The sequence below is a fragment of the Pseudomonas sp. NPDC088368 genome (genome assembly GCF_044753445.1).
Classification (GTDB): Bacteria; Pseudomonadota; Gammaproteobacteria; order Pseudomonadales; family Pseudomonadaceae; genus Aquipseudomonas; species Aquipseudomonas bambusae.
In genome coordinates, this window is the sequence record NZ_JBIVNG010000016.1 from 100987 (window position 1) to 118981 (window position 17995).

Genomic DNA, 17995 nt, shown 5'->3' on the forward strand with positions numbered 1-17995 from the left:
GCCGGTTATGGGGCGAATCGTGCACAAGAGTCATGGCCGATCAAATAACCCCTGTGGGAGCGAATTCATTCGCGAATCGATGGGGCAGACGATGCATCCCTATCGCCTGGACTATCGTTCGCGAATGAATTCGCTCCCACAGGGTGTCTCCGGTGTATGCGCCTTCAAACTCCCTCAACCGGCGGATCATCCTTGCGCCGACGCATCAACGTCCGGTGCTTCCAATGCTTGCCAAACCTGATCCCCGGCGCTTCGATGTAGCAGTGTGTCAGCATCGAGACCACGACCACCGCCACCACCACAAAGAGCATCAGCAAGTTATCGTTCAGCGCACTGCCGGTACTCAAATACCGCACCATCGTCCCGGTCGCTTCACTTGGTTTGTCCACCAGTAACCCATACCCGCTGAATTTCGCCACGACGGTCAGTGCAGTCGCCAGCACGAAAATCACCGCCGCGTGGGTCAGGTAAATCGACAGCCACAATTTCCCCAGCGCCGGAAATGGCCTGAACGAGAGTGCTCGTGAGATGAGGCCCGCTTCAAACGCGAAGATCAGGATCGCCAAGCAGAACAGCAGCCCCAGTTCAATGGTCAGCGGCAGCTCGCCCTCGGTCATCACCCAGTAAATAGCGCCTAATACCGCCACTTCCAGCAGCGTCGCAATCACCGGGCCCGGCATCCAATCCCGCACCCGTGCGTAAATGCGGTACGTGATCGCCCCGGCAAAGAAACAGGAAATGCCCCACAACACATTGTGCGGAATCGGACCGAAGTCCTTGTACAGCGCGATAAACGCCAACACGCACAGCAACGTGATCAGCTTGCGCGCCAGGCGGGGGAGTGCGTACAGAATCAGCGCGAAGATCATCCAGACATAGAACTCGACGCTGATGAACCACGATGGGTAGTTGAACGACAGTGCGTTAAACCCCGGCCACCATGCCTGAATCAACAGCAGGTTGGGCAGGATTTCCCCTGGCGCACGGTCACCGCTGAAGGCCGGGTAGTTCAACGACAACCCGCGTCGCTCAAGCACCCATTTCAGGCATTCGAAGCCGATGAAAAACAACAGCACCGCGACATGCATCGGCACCACCCGGCAGGCGCGGGTCACCATGAATTCGCCTACATGGCGGGGCGTGTGCAGGTGGTCGCTGTAGCGCCGGTAGATCAGAAACCCGCTGAGAGCGAAGAAAAATCCCACGAACTGGCTGACATTTCGGAAGAACGTCAGCTCGGTGATGCTGCGTTCGATGTGCGAGTGATGGACGATAAAAGCCAATGCGCAGAGGCCGCGAAAGCTGTCGAGCACGGGGAAACGCTTCATCTGACGGGTCCTTTTGTAGATGAGTGTAGAAGGTGGACGGCAGTGCGGGCAGCGCAGGCGTGCGCGTCCGGGCCCCCGGAAACGGGGAAGACATACAAAGAAACGGGGAAGTTACCACCTCGGCGCGAATGGCCGATGAGCGGGGTGTGGGATGTGAGAGTCGATCCAGCGAAGTCGGCAGTATGCCCCAGTCGTTGGGGACCGCACCAGACCGCCCGGCCCGGCAGGATCAACATTCGTCGCAAAACGCATTGATGGCTTTCTGTCCCACAATATGGGACTGTAATTTACATATTGAGATAACCCCGTTTTGAGGTTTATAGTTCGCCTCGCATTCACTCATAAATAACAATCAGGTGAAGCCATGCAGGCGCAATTGATCGCGCTCGATTGGGGAACGACGTCCCTTCGTGCGTATCGACTCGGCGAACACGGCCGGGTTCTGGAACATCGCTCGCTCAGCGCGGGCATCATGCAATTGCCGTCCGAGCCTCGGCCGATTGCAGGGCAACTGTGCAGCGACGGCTTCGAACTGGCCTTCGACGAAGCCTGTGGCGACTGGCTCGACGCTGAACCCCATTTGGCCGTGATCGCGTGCGGCATGGTCGGCAGCGCTCAGGGCTGGCGCGAAGCGGTTTATCAGGAAACGCCCGCCAGCGTCGGGGCCTTGAGCGATGCCTTGGTGACCGTTCGCAGCGTGCGCGGGGTCGACGTCCACATCGTGCCGGGCGTTTTGCAGCGCTCCGCCCTGCCCAACGTCATGCGTGGCGAAGAAACCCAAGTCCTTGGCATCCTCAACTCCCTCCCTGCCGCCGACGCCCGCCAATCGCTGTTGATCGGCCTGCCTGGCAGCCACTCGAAGTGGGTGAGGGCGGTGGACGGCTGCATCGTGCATTTCGATACGTTCATGACCGGCGAGGTCTATGCCGCGCTGTCTGCTCACACCATTCTGGGTCGCACGATGCAGCGCAGTGAGGCGTTCGATGTCGCTGCCTTTGATCGCGGGGTGGCCGTATCGCTCTCGCCCGAAGGCGCTGCGGGGCCACTGTCCACCATCTTCAGCACGCGGACCTTGGGCCTGACCGGTGCGCTCGATGGCGCTTCACAACCCGATTACCTCTCCGGCCTGCTCATCGGCCACGAAATCGTTGCCTTGACGCACCTGCTGAAACACACCGAAACCCCGTTGCCCTCGGTGATTCTGATCGGCAGCGGCGCGTTGCTCGAACGCTATCAACGTGCGCTGGACGCCAACGGCTTCCCACACGTGACCTTCGCTGAACAGGCCACCGAACGCGGTCTGTGGCAGGTCGCGGTGCAAGCCGGTCTGACGACTTCTCTTTCTACGGCCGCTCCCCGGCCCTTCCACGTCGAGAACTGACATGCTCAAGCAAGCCCTCGCGCAAAACGGCCTGGTGGCGATCCTTCGCGGCCTGCGCCCTGAAGAAGCTCCGGCCATCGGCGACGTCCTGTATGCCGCCGGATTCCGCGTCATTGAAGTGCCGCTCAATTCCCCGCAGCCGTACGACAGCATCCGCCTGCTGCGTCAGCGTCTTCCTGCCGACTGCCTGATCGGTGCGGGCACGGTATTGACCGCCGAGCACGTGCGTCAGGTGAAAGAGGCGGGCGGCCAGGTCATCGTCATGCCTCACAGTGATCCTGACGTGCTGCGCGCCGCTAAGGCCGAAGGCTTGTTGTTGTCGCCGGGTGTGGCGACGCCAACCGAGGCGTTCGCCGCGCTGGCCAATGGCGCCGACGTGCTGAAACTGTTTCCTGCCGAACAAATGGGGCCCGCCGTGGTGAAGGCCTGGCTGGCAGTGCTGCCTGCGGGAACGATTCTTCTGCCTGTGGGCGGCATCACGCCGGACAACATGAAGGTGTTTCTGGACGCCGGTGTGCGTGGCTTTGGCCTGGGTTCGGGCCTGTTCAAGCCGGGCATGAGCGCTGACGACGTCGCGGAGCGAGCCAAGGCTTATGTGGCGGCCTGGAATCAGGCGCGTCCGTCGAAAGATCAATAACCCTAAGATTTATGCGGCCGTCCCGGACGTGCCTGGAACAAGCGTCTTCGAATAACCATCTTCGAATAAGCAGCTTCGAATAAGCAGCCCCGAATAAGAGAGAACCGAGATGAAAATCACCAAACTCACGACCTTCATCGTCCCGCCGCGCTGGTGCTTCCTGAAAGTGGAAACCGATCAGGGCGTCACCGGTTGGGGCGAGCCTGTGGTCGAAGGCCGTGCTCACACGGTGGCCGCAGCGGTTGAGGAGTTGTCCGACTACCTGATCGGAAAAGACCCGCGCAACATTGAGGACATCTGGACCGTGCTGTATCGCGGCGGCTTCTATCGCGGCGGCGCCATTCACATGAGCGCACTGGCCGGTATCGACCAGGCGTTGTGGGACATCAAGGGCAAGGCGCTGGGCGTCTCGGTCAGCGACCTACTGGGCGGTCAGGTGCGAGACAAGATCCGTGTCTATTCGTGGATCGGCGGCGACCGGCCTGCTGACACCGCACGCGCGGCAAAAGAAGCCGTTTCCCGTGGCTTTACCGCCGTGAAGATGAACGGCACCGAAGAGCTGCAATTCCTCGACACCTTCGAGAAGGTTGATCTGGCGCTGGCCAACGTCGCCGCCGTGCGTGATGCCGTCGGCCCGAACGTGGGCATTGGCGTGGATTTCCATGGCCGGGTGCACAAGCCCATGGCCAAGGTGCTGATGAAGGAACTGGACCCGTACAAGCTGATGTTTATCGAAGAGCCGGTGCTCAGCGAAAACTACGAAGCTCTGAAGGAACTGGCGCCGCTGACCAGCACGCCGATTGCGCTGGGGGAGCGGCTGTTCTCCCGCTGGGACTTCAAGCGCGTATTGAGCGAAGGCTACGTTGACATCATCCAGCCGGACGCTTCCCACGCTGGCGGTATCACCGAGACCCGCAAGATCGCCAACATGGCCGAAGCCTACGACGTGGCGCTGGCCCTGCATTGCCCGCTTGGGCCGATTGCGCTGGCGGCGTGCCTGCAACTGGACGCGGCCTGCTACAACGCGTTCATTCAAGAGCAGAGCCTCGGCATTCACTACAACGAGAGCAATGACCTCCTCGATTACATCAAGAACCCCGAGGTCTTCGATTACGACAAGGGCATGGTGAAAATCCCGAACGGCCCGGGCCTGGGAATCGAGATCAACGAGGAATACGTCAAGGAACGCGCCGCCATCGGTCACCGCTGGCGCAACCCGATCTGGCGCCACGCCGATGGCAGTTTTGCCGAGTGGTGATTCGGGCCTGATCGCTGATCGTTCCCACGCAGAGCGCGGGAACGATCTGTCCAAAAAAACACACGACCTCAGACAACCATAAAAAGAGGCACTCCCCATGCGCACACAGACCTTGCCGGAGGCGCGGGCGATCACGGCCACGCCGACCCGCAAACGCTTTTTCATCATGGTGCTGCTGTTCATCACCGTGGTGATCAACTACCTCGACCGCAGCAACCTGTCCATCGCCGCACCCGCGCTGACCAGCGATCTGGGCATCGATCCGGTCCACGTCGGACTGGTGTTCTCGGCCTTCGGTTGGACCTACGCGGCCATGCAATTGCCCGGCGGCTGGCTGGTGGACCGGGTGCCGCCGCGCATTCTCTATACCGTGGCGCTGGCCCTGTGGTCCGTCGCCACCATTTTCCTCGGTTTCGTTGGCAGCTTCGTCGGCCTGTTCGTGCTGCGCATGGCCGTGGGCGCGCTGGAAGCCCCGGCTTATCCGATCAACAGCCGCGTGGTCACCGCATGGTTTCCTGAAAAAGAACGCGCCACAGCGGTTGGCTTCTACACCTCCGGCCAGTTCGTCGGCCTGGCGTTTCTGACCCCGGTACTGGCCTGGCTGCAAGCCACGTTTGGTTGGCACATGGTGTTTGTCGCGACCGGTGGCGTGGGCGTGATCTGGGCGGCGATCTGGTACATGGTCTATCGCGAGCCCCGCGATTTCAAAGGCGTGAATCAGGGCGAAATCGACCTGATCAAAGAGGGCGGTGGTCTGGTGGACATTCAGACCGACACCGATAAAGCCAGAAGCGGTTTCAGTTGGGGCGACCTCGGCATCGTTCTCAGCAAGCGCAAACTGTGGGGCATTTACCTGGGGCAGTTCTGCCTCAACTCGACACTGTGGTTCTTCCTCACCTGGTTCCCCACCTACCTGGTGAAATACCGTGGCATGGACTTCATCAAGTCCGGGCTACTCGCCTCGCTGCCGTTTCTTGCGGCATTCGTGGGTGTGCTGTGCTCAGGGTTCTTTTCGGATTGGCTTATCCGTCGCGGCTACACCGTGGGCTTTGCCCGCAAGCTCCCGATCATCGCCGGCTTGCTGATCTCCACCTCGATCATCGGCGCCAACTACGTTGAATCGACGCCACTGGTGATTGCGTTTCTGGCGTTGGCGTTTTTCGGCAATGGTCTGGCGTCGATCACGTGGTCGCTGGTTTCAACCTTGGCCCCGGCGCGCTTGCTGGGCCTGACGGGCGGCACGTTCAACCTGATCGGCAACCTGGCAGCCATTGCGACACCCATCGTGATCGGCTTCCTCGCGTCGGGCGATTCGTTCGCCCCGGCGATCACCTACATCGCCGTGCTGGCGTTGCTGGGGGCGTTGTCCTACATCCTGTTGGTGGGCAAGGTCGAGCGGATCGAGCTGTAACCCTTGGACTGACCTGCGCTGGCGACGATAATGCCGCCAGCTCTCCGATTCGATAAGGCGCGATATGCACGACTCTTCCGACACAGCGGGCGCAGCTGGCAAAGACGCCGCCCCCACCGGCACGCAAACCCTGTTGCGCGGGCTGGGCGTGGTGCAGGCCGTGGCCAGCGGCGCGCGCGACCTCAAGGAAATTGCCCGGCTGATCGGCACCACCCGCAGCACGACCCATCGTCTGGCCAGTTGCCTGGTGGAAGAACGCTATCTGCGCGTCTTGCCGCAAATGGGTTATGTCTTAGGGCCGAAGCTGATCGAGCTGGGATTCCAGGCGCGAGAAGAGCTGCCATTACCAGCGTTGGCGCGACCCTTTCTGGATGAGCTGTCGGCGCTGACCGGTGACACCGTGCACTTGGCGATCCGCGAAGGCGACGAAGTGCTGTACCTGCACAAGAATCCTGGCCGCAACGGACCTGAAATGCGCTCGCGGGTGGGGCATCGGATGCCGCTGGCACGCACAGGCATCGGCAAGGCGTTGCTGCTGGACAGTCCGGAAAGCGAGTGGCAGCGGCTGTACGACGTCAGTGTGCCGGAGGTGGCGAAGAACCCGCTGTGGCCCGCGCATCAGGAACAGACCTGGGCGCAGGTGCGCGAACGGATGCACGAATACGTGAAGGGCGGGTATGCGTTCGATCTTGAAGACAACGAACCGTCGATTCGTTGTGTGGCTGCACCGGTTCGCGATGCCAGTAAACACATTGTTGCCGGGATCAGCATCGCCAGCACTGTGCCGTACATGCCACTGGAAAAGATGGCCGAGCTGGTGCCGGTGATCAAGGAGGCCGCAGCGCGGTTGTCGGCTGAGCTGGGTGGGTAAACGAGCTGGTTGGGTAGACGCATCTGTCCGGCGCTGCCAAAACATGTGGGAGCGAATTCATTCGCGAGACGTAGGCACGGCCGACAGAAATGTGTCGGATGTACTGACCCATCGTCGGAATGCCGCCCAGAATGAATTCGCTCCCACAGGAGGTGCCCCGCAATACTTGCTATGCGGGGCGAGCAACGATTACGCCTTCAACGTCGCCATATCAATCACAAAACGATACTTCACGTCGCCTGCAATCATCCGGCTGTACGCCTCGTTGATGTTCTTGATGTCGAGCATCTCGATGTCGCAGCTGATGTCGTGCTCGGCGCAGAAATCCAGCACTTCCTGAGTTTCCGCGATACCGCCGATCAGCGAACCTGCCAACACACGACGCTTCATCACCAGGTTCGCAGCGTGTACAGCGGGGTCGATCGGTTCGATCAGGCCTACCAGAATGTGCACGCCGTCGAAACGCAGGGTGTCCAGGTACGGGTTCAAATCGTGTTGCACCGGGATGGTGTCCAGCAGGAAGTTGAAGTGACCGGCAGCGGCCTTCATCTGCTCGGCGTCGGTGGACACGATTACATGGTCCGCGCCCTGACGACGGGCTTCTTCCGCCTTGCTCGCCGAACGGGTAAACAGCGTCACTTCCGCCCCCATGGCCTTGGCGAACTTGATACCCATGTGGCCCAGACCGCCCATGCCCAGCACGCCCACTTTATCGCCCGCCTTGACGCCGTAGTGCTTGAGCGGCGAATAGGTGGTGATGCCTGCGCAAAGAATCGGCGCGGCAGCGGCCAGGTTCAGTTTCTCAGGGATACGCACCACGAAGTGCTCGCTGACCACGATGCTGCTGGAATAGCCGCCCATGGTGTTGCTGCCATCGACGCGGTCCGGCGCGGCGTAAGTCAGGGTCGGGCCTTCCAGGCAATACTGCTCCAGATCTGCAGCGCAGGCCTCGCAATGACGGCAGGAGTCGACCATGCACCCGACGCCGACCAGATCGCCGACTTTATGCTTCGTGACCTTGGTGCCGACTTCGGTGACCTTGCCGACGATCTCGTGGCCCGGCATCAGCGGGTAGACCGCGATGCCCCATTCGTTGCGTGCCTGGTGGATGTCGGAGTGGCAGACGCCGCAGTACAGAATCTCGATGGCCACGTCGTCCGGGCGCGGGCTGCGGCGGTTGAAGGTCATGGGGGCGAGGGGTGTGGTGGCCGATTGAGCGGCATAACCGATTGCTGTGTACATGTGATACCTCGCTAAAACGATGACGGTTGAGGCCGTGCATTCTGCGGAGCGAAGCCCCCAGCGGCCATGACCATTCCTCCGCGTGTCATGCCTATTCCTCCGGAACTTCCCCGCATAGTGCTGCGTTGTGCGGCGAATCTGCGATGATGCGAGTGTCTAATCCTCTGTCCGGTTGCCCATGTCACTGACCCTTCATTCCGACGCCAACGCCACGTTGGTGTCCCTGATCAAACCGCTGGCGCCTTGCCCTGGCTTCGTCGATACCCGCGTGCCGGGTGTGCAGGCCATGTCCTGGAGTCACTACGTCGCCAGCAGCCCGCAAATCTACGAGCCGAGCCTGGTGATCCTCGCCCAAGGCAGCAAACTGGCGCGCCTCGGATCGAGGACGCTGGAATACGGCGCGGGCCATTACCTCGTGCAGGCGCTGTCGGTGCCGTTCATGTGCGAGACCTTTGCCACTCAGGAAGAGCCCCTGTACGGCGTTGCCGTGTCGATTGATCGAACGGTATTGGGCGAATTGGTGCAGGCCATGGGACAAGCACCCGGTGTGACGGTCAAGGCGCAGACGCCCGAGTCGATGAGCTCAGCCGAACTGGACAGGTCAATGCGCGAAAGCGTGGAGCGTCTGTTGCATTGCCTGCACGACCCCCTGGACGCCCAGGTCATGGGCGCGGCGCGGGTGAGGGAGGTTTTGTACGCGGCGTTGCGCGGACCTCAAGCCGGTGTGTTGCGGGCGCTGGTCGAACAGCAGGGGCACTTCGCCCGAATTGCCGCGGCGTTGCAGCACCTGCGCGACCATTACAATGAAGCCTTGAGCGTCGACGAACTGGCCCGGCGCGCCAACATGAGCGCGTCGACCTTTCATGAGCATTTCAAGCGCAGCACGATGCTGTCACCGGTGCAGTACCTCAAACGCCTGCGTCTTCTCAAAGCCCAGCAAATGCTGATCGGCGAAGGCATGGGGGTGGCGCAAGTGGCACACAAAGTCGGGTATCAAAGCACGTCGCAGTTCAGTCGCGAATATAAACGTTACTTCGAACGCAATCCGGGAGAAGAGGGGGCGTTGTTGAGAGTGTCGGCGTAACGCCTCGCCGTTGCGCATCCTTGTAGGAGCGAATTCATTCGCGAAGCGGTGGTTCAGGCGATAGAAATGCTTCGTCCGTACTGACCCCTCGCGAATGAATTCGCACCCACAGGAGTCGGGGCAATCCACCAAGCCGGTGGCAGGTTGTAGCTCACAAAAAAGGCGCCATGATCGGCGCCTTTCTCTTATCGCTTGCAGCTCAACACGTGCCGCCGCTTGTTACATATTCGGGTAGGTCGGCCCACCCGCGCCTTCCGGCGTAACCCACGTGATGTTCTGCGAAGGGTCCTTGATGTCACAGGTCTTGCAGTGCACGCAGTTCTGCGCGTTGATCTGGAAGCGCTTGCTGCCGTCTTCCTGCGTCACCACCTCATAGACACCCGCCGGGCAGTAGCGCTGCGCAGGCTCGTCGTATTTCGGCAGGTTGACGCTGATCGGGATGTTGGGGTCCTTCAGCTTCAGGTGGCACGGCTGCTCTTCTTCGTGGTTAGTGCCCGAGATGAACACCGAACTCAGTTTGTCGAAGCTCAGCTTGCCGTCCGGTTTCGGGTAGTCGATCCGCTTGGAGTCGGCTGCCAGCTTCATGCACGCATAGTCCGGCTTATTGTCGTGCAGGGTGAACGGGATCTTGCCGCCGAACAGATTCTGGTCGATGAAGTTGAACGCGCCACCCAGGATCGGGCCGAACTTGTGGATCGCCGCACCGAAGTTACGGCTGGCGAACAGCTCTTCATGCAGCCAGCTGCCTTTGAACGCCTCGACGTAGGTGTTCAGTGCATCGCCACCCTCATTGCCCGCCAACAGCGCGTCAGCAACGGATTCCGCCGCCAGCATGCCGGACTTCATGGCCGTGTGGCTGCCCTTGATCTTGGCGAAGTTCAGGGTGCCGAGGTCGCAACCGATCAGCGCGCCACCGGGGAAGACCATTTTCGGCAGCGAGTTAAGGCCGCCCTTGCAGATGGCGCGGGCGCCGTAGCTGACGCGCTTGCCGCCTTCCAGGTACTGCTTGAGGATCGGGTGATGCTTGAGGCGCTGGAACTCGTCGAACGGCGACAGGAACGGGTTGGCATAGGACAGATCGACGATCAGGCCGACCACCACCTGATTGTTTTCCAAGTGATAAAGGAAGGAGCCACCGGTGTTCTCGGTGCCCATCACGTCCAGCGGCCAGCCGGCGGTGTGCACCACCAGGCCTTGCTGATGCTTGGCCGGGTCGATTTCCCAGATTTCCTTAAGGCCGATGCCGTAATGCTGGGCGTCGGATTCGCTGTCCAGATTGAAGCGCTTGATCAACTGCTTGCCAATGTGGCCACGGCAGCCCTCGGCGAACAGCGTGTACTTGCCGCGCAGCTCCATGCCGGGGGTGTACATGCCGTCCTTCGGGTTGCCTTCGCGATCGACGCCCATGTCGCCGGTGAGAATCCCGCGCACCACGCCGTTCTCGTCGATCAGCGCTTCCTGAGCGGCGAAGCCCGGGTAAATTTCAACGCCCAGGTTCTCGGCCTGCTGCGCCAGCCAGCGGCACAAGTTGCCCAGGGAAATAATGTAGTTGCCTTCGTTGTGCATGGTCTTCGGCACGAACGCGCCCGGCACTTTTGTGCCAGCGTCGGCACTGGTCAGCACATAAATGTCGTCGCCTTTGACCGGCGTGTTCAGCGGTGCGCCGAGTTCCTTCCAGTCAGGGAAGAGCTCGTTCAGAGCGCGAGGTTCGAACACCGCGCCGGAGAGAATGTGCGCGCCAACTTCGGAGCCTTTTTCAACGACGCAGACGCTGATCTCCTGGCCAGCTTCGGCGGCCTTTTGTTTCAGACGGCATGCGGCGGAGAGCCCGGCTGGACCGGCTCCGACGATGACGACGTCGAATTCCATAAATTCGCGTTCCACTGGCTATCTCCTGATCAAAGGCTCAACGGTATTTTTTTATAAGTAGTGATCAATCCACGCTCGGCGACGGTGTCATCCCAGCGTCATCTTCAAAGGGGCGCATTATATCTACACCACCTCTCAGGTCCAATACAAACGTTTGTTTGAATCAGCTGAAACCCTGATAAAACATAGGGAGACGGCTTGCGACTGGCGTTTTTGTCGTATTGACCCGAATAGGCGTTCCGGTCAAGATACGGGCGGTTTTGCGCTCGCCGTAGGCTGACCGTTGGCAAGCGAACGCCTCTGAAAGCAGTGCCAGTACCGCGCGGCAAAACCGCTCCATCCCCCCCGGGGAATGTGCAAGCGGGGAGCAGTTTACACGCCCGGCCTGCGTATGACTTGGCCTGGAGCGGAGGTGTCAGCGTTTTTTGCTGAACTCACCGTTAAGTAACGACGAATACGCTGTTTTCAAAGGTGTTCTTTACACTGACGTGTACCCATCGCCGGGCCGGGCCTGGCGATTTCTTTTCACCGGAGAGTAACGAGGAATCCATGAAGGTTCTTGTAGCTGTCAAACGAGTGGTCGACTACAACGTCAAGGTTCGCGTCAAAGCGGACAACTCCGGCGTCGATCTCGCTAACGTAAAAATGTCGATGAACCCCTTCTGCGAAATCGCCGTGGAAGAAGCCGTACGCCTGAAAGAGAAGGGCGTCGCGACCGAGATCGTCGTCGTTTCCATTGGCCCGACCACTGCCCAGGAGCAACTGCGTACTGCGTTGGCATTGGGTGCTGATCGCGCCGTCCTCGTTGAATCCGCTGACGAGCTGACCTCTTTGGCCGTGGCCAAGCTGCTCAAGGCTGTCGTCGATAAAGAGCAGCCGCAGCTGGTCATTCTCGGCAAGCAAGCGATCGACAGTGACAACAACCAGACAGGCCAGATGCTGGCCGCCCTGAGCGGTTACGCCCAAGGCACCTTCGCGTCCAAGGTTGAAGTCTCTGGCGACAGCGTCAGCGTTACCCGTGAAATCGATGCCGGTGCTCAGACCGTTTCCCTGAAGCTGCCTGCCATCGTCACCACCGACCTGCGCCTCAACGAGCCGCGCTACGCGTCGCTGCCGAACATCATGAAAGCCAAGAAGAAGCCTCTCGAAGTGCTGACGCCTGACGCTTTGGGTGTGTCCACGTCCTCCACCAACAAGACCCTGAAAGTCGAAGCCCCGGCTGCTCGCAGCGCTGGCATCAAGGTCAAGTCGGTTGCAGAGCTGGTCGAGAAACTGAAAAACGAAGCGAAGGTGATCTGATGACTACCCTGGTAATCGCTGAACACGAAAACGGCGCGATCGCTCCCGCCACCCTGAACACCGTTGCCGCCGCCGCCAAGATTGGTGGCGACATTCACGTGCTGGTCGCTGGCCAGAACGTCGGCGCTGTCGGTGAAGCCGCTGCGAAAATCGCAGGCGTTGCCAAAGTGCTGGTCGCTGACAACGCGGCCTACGCGCATCAACTGCCGGAAAACGTCGCCCCGCTGGTGGCCGAACTGGCTTCCGGTTACAGCCATGTGTTGGCTGCTGCCACCTCCAACGGCAAGAACATCCTGCCGCGTGTGGCTGCACAGCTGGACGTCGACCAGATTTCCGAGATCATCTCGGTTGAATCGGCTGACACCTTCAAGCGCCCGATCTACGCCGGTAACGCCATTGCGACCGTTCAGTCGTCGGCGGCCATCAAGGTCATCACCGTTCGTGCGACCGGTTTCGACGCTGTCGCCGCTGAAGGCGGTTCTGCCACTGTTGAGGCCGTGAGCGCTGCTCACGACGCAGGTAAATCGTCCTTCGTCAGCGAAGAGCTGGCCAAGTCCGACCGTCCTGAGCTCACCGCTGCCAAAATCGTCGTTTCCGGCGGTCGCGGCATGCAGAACGGCGACAACTTCAAACACCTGTATGCCTTGGCCGACAAGCTGGGCGCTGCCGTCGGTGCTTCCCGCGCCGCCGTCGACGCCGGTTTCGTGCCGAACGACATGCAGGTCGGTCAGACCGGCAAGATCGTTGCGCCACAGCTCTACATCGCGGTCGGTATTTCCGGCGCGATCCAGCACCTGGCCGGCATGAAAGACTCCAAAGTGATCGTTGCGATCAACAAGGACGAAGAAGCGCCGATCTTCCAGGTGGCCGACTACGGCCTGGTCGCTGACCTGTTCGAAGCCGTGCCTGAGTTGGAGAAGCTGGTCTAATCCAGCCGCCTGACTTATAAAGAGAACCCGTTCGTTTCGGGGCTGTTTGAGAACGTCGACCATCGGAAGAAACCGATGATGTGCGCTTTCCGCAGCCTCGAATGAGCGGGTTTTTTATTGGATTGGAAAAAGGACGTCGCCATGTCGTTGCCGAAGCGGACGCTGACATCGCTGGTTGCAGGATTGTTGCTGGTGCCATCGATGGCTGTGTTGGCAGCGGGCAAATGTGAGCGGCTGGTGGTGACCGGCAGCCCTGATGCGCCTCCTTATATGTGGCGTGATCCGCAGGACCCCAAGCACCTCATGGGTGCCAATGCGGACCTGCTTAAGGAAGCTGCGACGCAGATGGGCATCAAGATTGAGTTGCTCTATGCAGGTAAACGCAGCCAGGCGTTGGAAGAGGTGCGCACGGGGCGCATGGACCTGCTGGCCGACACGCCGCTAAACAGCAATGAACTTGAATCTCTGGATTTCATTCATCCGGCGATCACCCAGAATGAAATCATGGTCTGGACGCGAACCGGCCATGCACAGCCTTTCAATTCATTGGCCGATTTGCACGGCCACGCGGGTGCTATCTCCGAAAAGACGCGGATCACGCCCGGGTTCGACCTCGCGGTGAAAGAACACCTGACCCTCGAAAAACAGCCCAACCTCACTCAGGCATTTCAGAAACTGATGCTGGGCCAGGCTGAGTTCGTGCTCGCGGGCCGCTACGCGGGCATGGCGCTGACCCAGACGTTAGGGATGTCCAAGGACTTGGTTTCACAGCCTCTGCCGCTGGATCGACCGGGTCTGTACCTCGCGCTTTCGTTCAACTCGGCCTGCAACGAGCCCTGGTTGCGCGGACAGTTGGCGAAAAAAATGACAGAATTGGCCGCTTCGGGCCGTTCTGCTGACGCCATCTCCCGCAACCTTGAGGTGTGGAAGGCACAGTTGCAGCAGCCGGCCAGCGCCGCCGTCACCCAGTAGGAATGTTTTTTTGAGCGTTTTTTTGAGAATTCGACCTTTATTTGCAGCCATCGCGATCACCTCCTTGTTTGGCTGCGCCAACGATCCCGCCCCTACCGAGCAACTGAAACTCACCGAACAGGCCGTTGCCCAGGCCACGGCGGTTGGCGCGACGGACGATGAGCCGGACATGGCCACTGCTCAGAGCAAGCTTGCTCAGGCGCAGGCCAGTGTTGCGGACAAATCCTATAAACAGGCGCGGATGCAAGCTGAGCAGGCTGAGCTCGATGCGCGGTTGGCCGAGGCCAAGGTGCTGACTGAAAAGAGCGACGAACAACTGACGCAAGTGAACACGCGACTGGATCGCCTGCGCAAACAGCTGGGAGCGGCCCAATGAACCGCCTTCCTCGTGTGTTGAGTGTGTGCCTGTTGCTCGGCAGCGCCGGTTTGTATGGGTGTGCGGGCCATCAGAACAGTGAAAAAGCGTTGCAGACTGCCAGCGCCGATTTTCAGAAAGTGAAAGGCGACACCAATGTATTGCGCAGCGCGCCGAAGGACGTAATCCGCGCGGGCGAACTGTTGGGTCGTGCCGAGCGCCTGTCCAGTTATGTCGGCAGTTCGGACGACGTCAGCCATTACGCGTATTTGAGCAGCCGGTACAGCGCCATCGCAGCGGAACACAGTCAGTTATTGCTCAATCAGGAAAAACTGGCCCGTCTGGAGCTGGAGCGCCAGCGCCTGCAATTGGCGCTGCGTGAGGCCAAGCTGTCGGGCGCGCAGCAGCAAGGCAAGTGGGCAGAAGATCAGGTCATCAGCCTGTCCACCCAGCAAAACGAACGCGGCTTGGTCATGACGTTGGGCGACATGCTGTTCGACACCGGGCGTGCCGAACTGAAATCCTCGGCCAATCGTACGGTGCTGAAGGTCGTGCAGTTTCTCCAGTTCAACCCCAAGCGTGTCGTGCGGATCGAGGGCTACACCGACAGCACGGGCGATGCTCAGGAAAATCGGCAACTGTCCCGCGATCGTGCGCAGGCGGTGGCTGATGTGCTGTCGGATCTTGGCATTGAGGATGAGCGTATTCAGGTGGAAGGTTATGGCGATCAATTCCCGGTTGATGTGAACACCTCTGAGCGCGGTCGCGCGCAAAATCGTCGTGTTGAAATCGTGTTTTCAGACGAAAAAGGCAAGCTCAGCGCTGCTCGCTAAAAAATAAGTGTGACCCAGCCCGACTTTTTTCTCGAAAGTCGGGCTTTTTTATGAAAAACGGCCGAGTATTTGGCGCATACGTCACATTAAATTTTTCATCAAACCTAACTAGGACTAGCCGACGGATTAACTGTCCCCGTACACTTCTCAACTGTTCCGGTGATCACCCGAGAGTGAGGGTCGGCGCAGGCGCTGAATGGCTTCGAAAACGTGTAATCGAGGGACGCGAAATGACCAATCTCCTGCTGTATCAACGCATCGCTCAGCAGTTGGCTGAAGACATTCGGCGGGGCGTTTATCAGCCCGGCGAGCGCGTACCCTCCGTTCGTAAGATGAGTTCGCAGCTCAATGTCAGCCATGCAACCGTGTTGCAGGCCTACGCGAATCTTGAAGATCAGGGGCTGATTCGTGCCCGTCCCCAATCCGGTTATTACGTTCACCAGACCCCCGCGCTGACCGCGCCGACGCCTGACATTGCGCGGGTTGAGCGGCCCGGGCTGGTCACGCGGGCCAGCATCATCCAACAGGTGCTGGTGGAGGCGCGCCGCGAAGGCGTGTTCGCCTTTGGCGCGGCAGTGCCGCACATTGATTACTTGCCGTTACGGGCGTTGCATCAGCAACTGGCCAAAGTCACGCGTTTCCAAAGCCCTCGCGCGTTCAATTACATGTTCAGCCCCGGTTTCGAGCCGCTGCGGCGTCAGGTGGCGATCCGCATGCGCGATGCGGGCGTGGTCGTCGACCCGTCGGAAGTGGTGATCACCCACGGCTGCGTCGATGCGCTGCAAATGTCGTTGCGGGTGCTGACGAGCCCTGGTGATCTGATCGCCGCAGAATCGCCCACCTATTACGGGCTGCTTCAACTGGCGGATTTGCTGGGTTTGAAGGTTATCGAGATTCCCAGTGACCCGAATACAGGGATCAGCCTGGAAGCGTTGCAACTCGCGGCGAACCAGTGGTCGATCAAGGCGCTCGTGATGACCTCGCGGTTGAGCAACCCGCTCGGCAGTACGATGCCCGAGGAACGGCAGAAACACCTGCTGCGACTGGCGTCGGACTTCGACATTCAGGTTATCGAAGACGACATCTACGGCGAGCTGATGTACGAGCAAAACAAAACCAAAGCGCTGAAAGCGTTCGACCGGTTGGGCCGGGTCATCTATTGCTCCAGTTTTTCCAAGACGTTGTCGCCGGGTGTGCGGATCGGCTGGATGATTGCCGGCAAATATCAGGCGGAAATTCAGCGATTGCAGACTTTCAGCACTCATTCCGCGTGCAGCGTGACGCAGATGGCCGTGGCGTCCTACCTCGAAAATGGTGGTTACGATCGTCATTTGCGCTACATCCGTCAGGAGCATCGGAAAAATCTGAGCGCGTTTCAGCTTGCCGTACAGCAGATGTTTCCCGAGGGCACCCAGATCAGCCGGCCCGCTGGGGGATTCATTTTGTGGATCAGCCTGCCGGGGCGAGTGAACACGCAAGAATTGCACGTCCGGGCGCTGGAGCAGGGGATCAGCATCGCGCCAGGCTTGATCTTCAGCAACACAGAGCAGTTCAACCACTGCATTCGTCTGAACTGTGGCCTGCCGTGGAATCGTGAAGCGGAGAGGGCGCTCATGACGGTGGGAATGCTTGCCAAGCAGTTGTGCGAGGACACCGGTCAGGCCTGGTGAACTTACAGCGCCTTACATTTGCCACAGCTTCATGGGGCTGGCTGACAGGTCATTCACTTGTCACCGGCCCTGCAAAGAGCCAGCATATGGCTTCTGCCTATTTTTCTGCCGTCCGATTATGAAATCACTGCGTTGTATCGGTTTGCTGCTGGTGGTGTTGATCAGTGCCTGTGATGCTGATAAACCCCCCGCGCCTCCCCCGAAAGTTGCCGTTCAAACCCCCGCAGCGCCTGAAGTACCGGCGCCTCCTGCGCCTGTGTCCGTTGCAGCGGCTGTTGATGCAGACAAAGCGCCTGATGCCAAGGCAGCGACGGCTCCGACGCCGGTTCATGAGTTGAAACCAAATGTGGGTGTCGTGCCTGTCGTGGCGACTAGCAAACCGGATGGCGCCCGCTCGGAAGCCGCGGCGAAAGTCACCACGCCCGCCAAGGCCGCCGCGGTCGAACAGAAGTCTCCCAGCGCGAATGCCAAATCCGCCAAGGTTAAAGCGGATAACGCCGAGGTGGCTAACCGTGCGCCGGTGGCGAGCAAGAGCAAATCGCCAGCGCAAGTGGTGAAAGAGACGCGTCTGCCCAAGGCTGCCCTGGACTTGAGTTTGCCTCCCGATATGGTCAAGCAGCTCGCGCCCCCTCCCGGCGTGATCACTGCGGCCAATAAGCCCAAAGCCCCGAACGGCGGGGCCAAGCCGCTGCTGCCCAAGATGTTTCCTGACGCCAACAGCGATCCTGATTTTCAGCTTCAGGGGCGTCTCCTGAGCAATGAAATGCAGCTTCAATTGCGCAATGAATCGCGCAAGGAAGTGGAGGGCGCAGCCCTGGATTTCAAATTCAAGCAATGACGCTTTCGGCTATTTGAT

At 60.0% G+C, this 17995-nt stretch carries 16 protein-coding genes; 13 read left to right on the forward strand and 3 right to left on the reverse strand.

Annotated elements, in window-relative coordinates:
- Positions 1 to 164 precede the first annotated feature (164 nt).
- Entirely contained in the window at positions 165 to 1328 is a 1164-nt protein-coding gene (locus ACIQAL_RS28950) for an acyltransferase family protein (protein WP_401151553.1), read from the reverse strand.
- Positions 1329 to 1692: 364 nt separating this feature from the next.
- On the opposite strand from ACIQAL_RS28950, the gene ACIQAL_RS28955 reads away from it, so the two are divergent.
- The 5 genes from ACIQAL_RS28955 (at position 1693) to ACIQAL_RS28975 (ending at position 6886) form a co-directional block, all read left to right on the forward strand.
- Complete coding sequence (locus ACIQAL_RS28955; protein ID WP_401151556.1) at positions 1693 to 2709, forward strand: 2-dehydro-3-deoxygalactonokinase; 1017 nt, start codon at positions 1693 to 1695, stop codon at positions 2707 to 2709.
- A 1-nt stretch (position 2710) separates the two neighbouring features.
- Positions 2711 to 3346, forward strand: coding sequence for a 2-dehydro-3-deoxy-6-phosphogalactonate aldolase (locus ACIQAL_RS28960; RefSeq protein WP_401151559.1), 636 nt, complete (start codon positions 2711 to 2713; stop codon positions 3344 to 3346).
- Positions 3347 to 3455: 109 nt separating this feature from the next.
- Complete coding sequence (gene dgoD, locus ACIQAL_RS28965; protein WP_074753428.1) at positions 3456 to 4604, forward strand: galactonate dehydratase; 1149 nt, start codon at positions 3456 to 3458, stop codon at positions 4602 to 4604.
- Positions 4605 to 4701: 97 nt separating this feature from the next.
- Positions 4702 to 6015 carry an MFS transporter gene (locus ACIQAL_RS28970; protein ID WP_401151563.1) on the forward strand — a complete coding sequence of 438 codons (1314 nt, stop codon included), beginning with the start codon at positions 4702 to 4704 and terminating at the stop codon, positions 6013 to 6015.
- Between the two features lie 64 nt (positions 6016 to 6079).
- Entirely contained in the window at positions 6080 to 6886 is an 807-nt protein-coding gene (locus ACIQAL_RS28975; RefSeq protein ID WP_401151565.1) for an IclR family transcriptional regulator, read from the forward strand.
- A gap of 189 nt (positions 6887 to 7075) precedes the next feature.
- On the opposite strand, the gene ACIQAL_RS28980 is transcribed toward ACIQAL_RS28975, so the two are convergent.
- Positions 7076 to 8128, reverse strand: coding sequence for an NAD(P)-dependent alcohol dehydrogenase (locus ACIQAL_RS28980; RefSeq protein WP_401151567.1), 1053 nt, complete (start codon positions 8126 to 8128; stop codon positions 7076 to 7078).
- Positions 8129 to 8306: 178 nt separating this feature from the next.
- On the opposite strand from ACIQAL_RS28980, the gene ACIQAL_RS28985 reads away from it, so the two are divergent.
- Positions 8307 to 9212 (forward strand): AraC family transcriptional regulator, encoded by a 906-nt coding sequence (locus ACIQAL_RS28985; protein WP_341958788.1) that lies wholly within the window; start codon positions 8307 to 8309, stop codon positions 9210 to 9212.
- 219 nt (positions 9213 to 9431) lie between these two features.
- On the opposite strand, the gene ACIQAL_RS28990 is transcribed toward ACIQAL_RS28985, so the two are convergent.
- On the reverse strand, positions 9432 to 11096 hold the full coding sequence (locus ACIQAL_RS28990) for an electron transfer flavoprotein-ubiquinone oxidoreductase (RefSeq protein ID WP_401151570.1): 1665 nt from the start codon (positions 11094 to 11096) through the stop codon (positions 9432 to 9434).
- 534 nt (positions 11097 to 11630) lie between these two features.
- On the opposite strand from ACIQAL_RS28990, the gene ACIQAL_RS28995 reads away from it, so the two are divergent.
- The 7 genes from ACIQAL_RS28995 (at position 11631) to ACIQAL_RS29025 (ending at position 17977) form a co-directional block, all read left to right on the forward strand.
- Complete coding sequence (locus ACIQAL_RS28995; RefSeq protein WP_401151572.1) at positions 11631 to 12380, forward strand: electron transfer flavoprotein subunit beta/FixA family protein; 750 nt, start codon at positions 11631 to 11633, stop codon at positions 12378 to 12380.
- Entirely contained in the window at positions 12380 to 13309 is a 930-nt protein-coding gene (locus tag ACIQAL_RS29000) for an electron transfer flavoprotein subunit alpha/FixB family protein (RefSeq protein ID WP_401151575.1), read from the forward strand. Before ACIQAL_RS28995 ends, ACIQAL_RS29000 begins: the two co-directional genes overlap by 1 nt.
- A 141-nt stretch (positions 13310 to 13450) precedes the next feature.
- Positions 13451 to 14281: a substrate-binding periplasmic protein gene (locus ACIQAL_RS29005; protein ID WP_401151578.1), complete on the forward strand. Its 831-nt coding sequence runs from the start codon at positions 13451 to 13453 to the stop codon at positions 14279 to 14281.
- 22 nt (positions 14282 to 14303) lie between these two features.
- Complete coding sequence (locus tag ACIQAL_RS29010; protein WP_401151620.1) at positions 14304 to 14657, forward strand: DUF4398 domain-containing protein; 354 nt, start codon at positions 14304 to 14306, stop codon at positions 14655 to 14657.
- Complete coding sequence (locus tag ACIQAL_RS29015; protein WP_401151580.1) at positions 14654 to 15469, forward strand: OmpA family protein; 816 nt, start codon at positions 14654 to 14656, stop codon at positions 15467 to 15469. The genes ACIQAL_RS29010 and ACIQAL_RS29015 overlap by 4 nt, the downstream gene beginning before the upstream one ends.
- Positions 15470 to 15699: 230 nt before the next feature.
- On the forward strand, positions 15700 to 17139 hold the full coding sequence (locus tag ACIQAL_RS29020) for a PLP-dependent aminotransferase family protein (protein WP_401151582.1): 1440 nt from the start codon (positions 15700 to 15702) through the stop codon (positions 17137 to 17139).
- A 31-nt stretch (positions 17140 to 17170) separates the two neighbouring features.
- A complete protein-coding gene (locus ACIQAL_RS29025) occupies positions 17171 to 17977 on the forward strand; it encodes a translation initiation factor 2 (RefSeq protein WP_401151584.1) in 807 nt (268 codons plus the stop codon).
- Positions 17978 to 17995 lie beyond the last annotated feature (18 nt).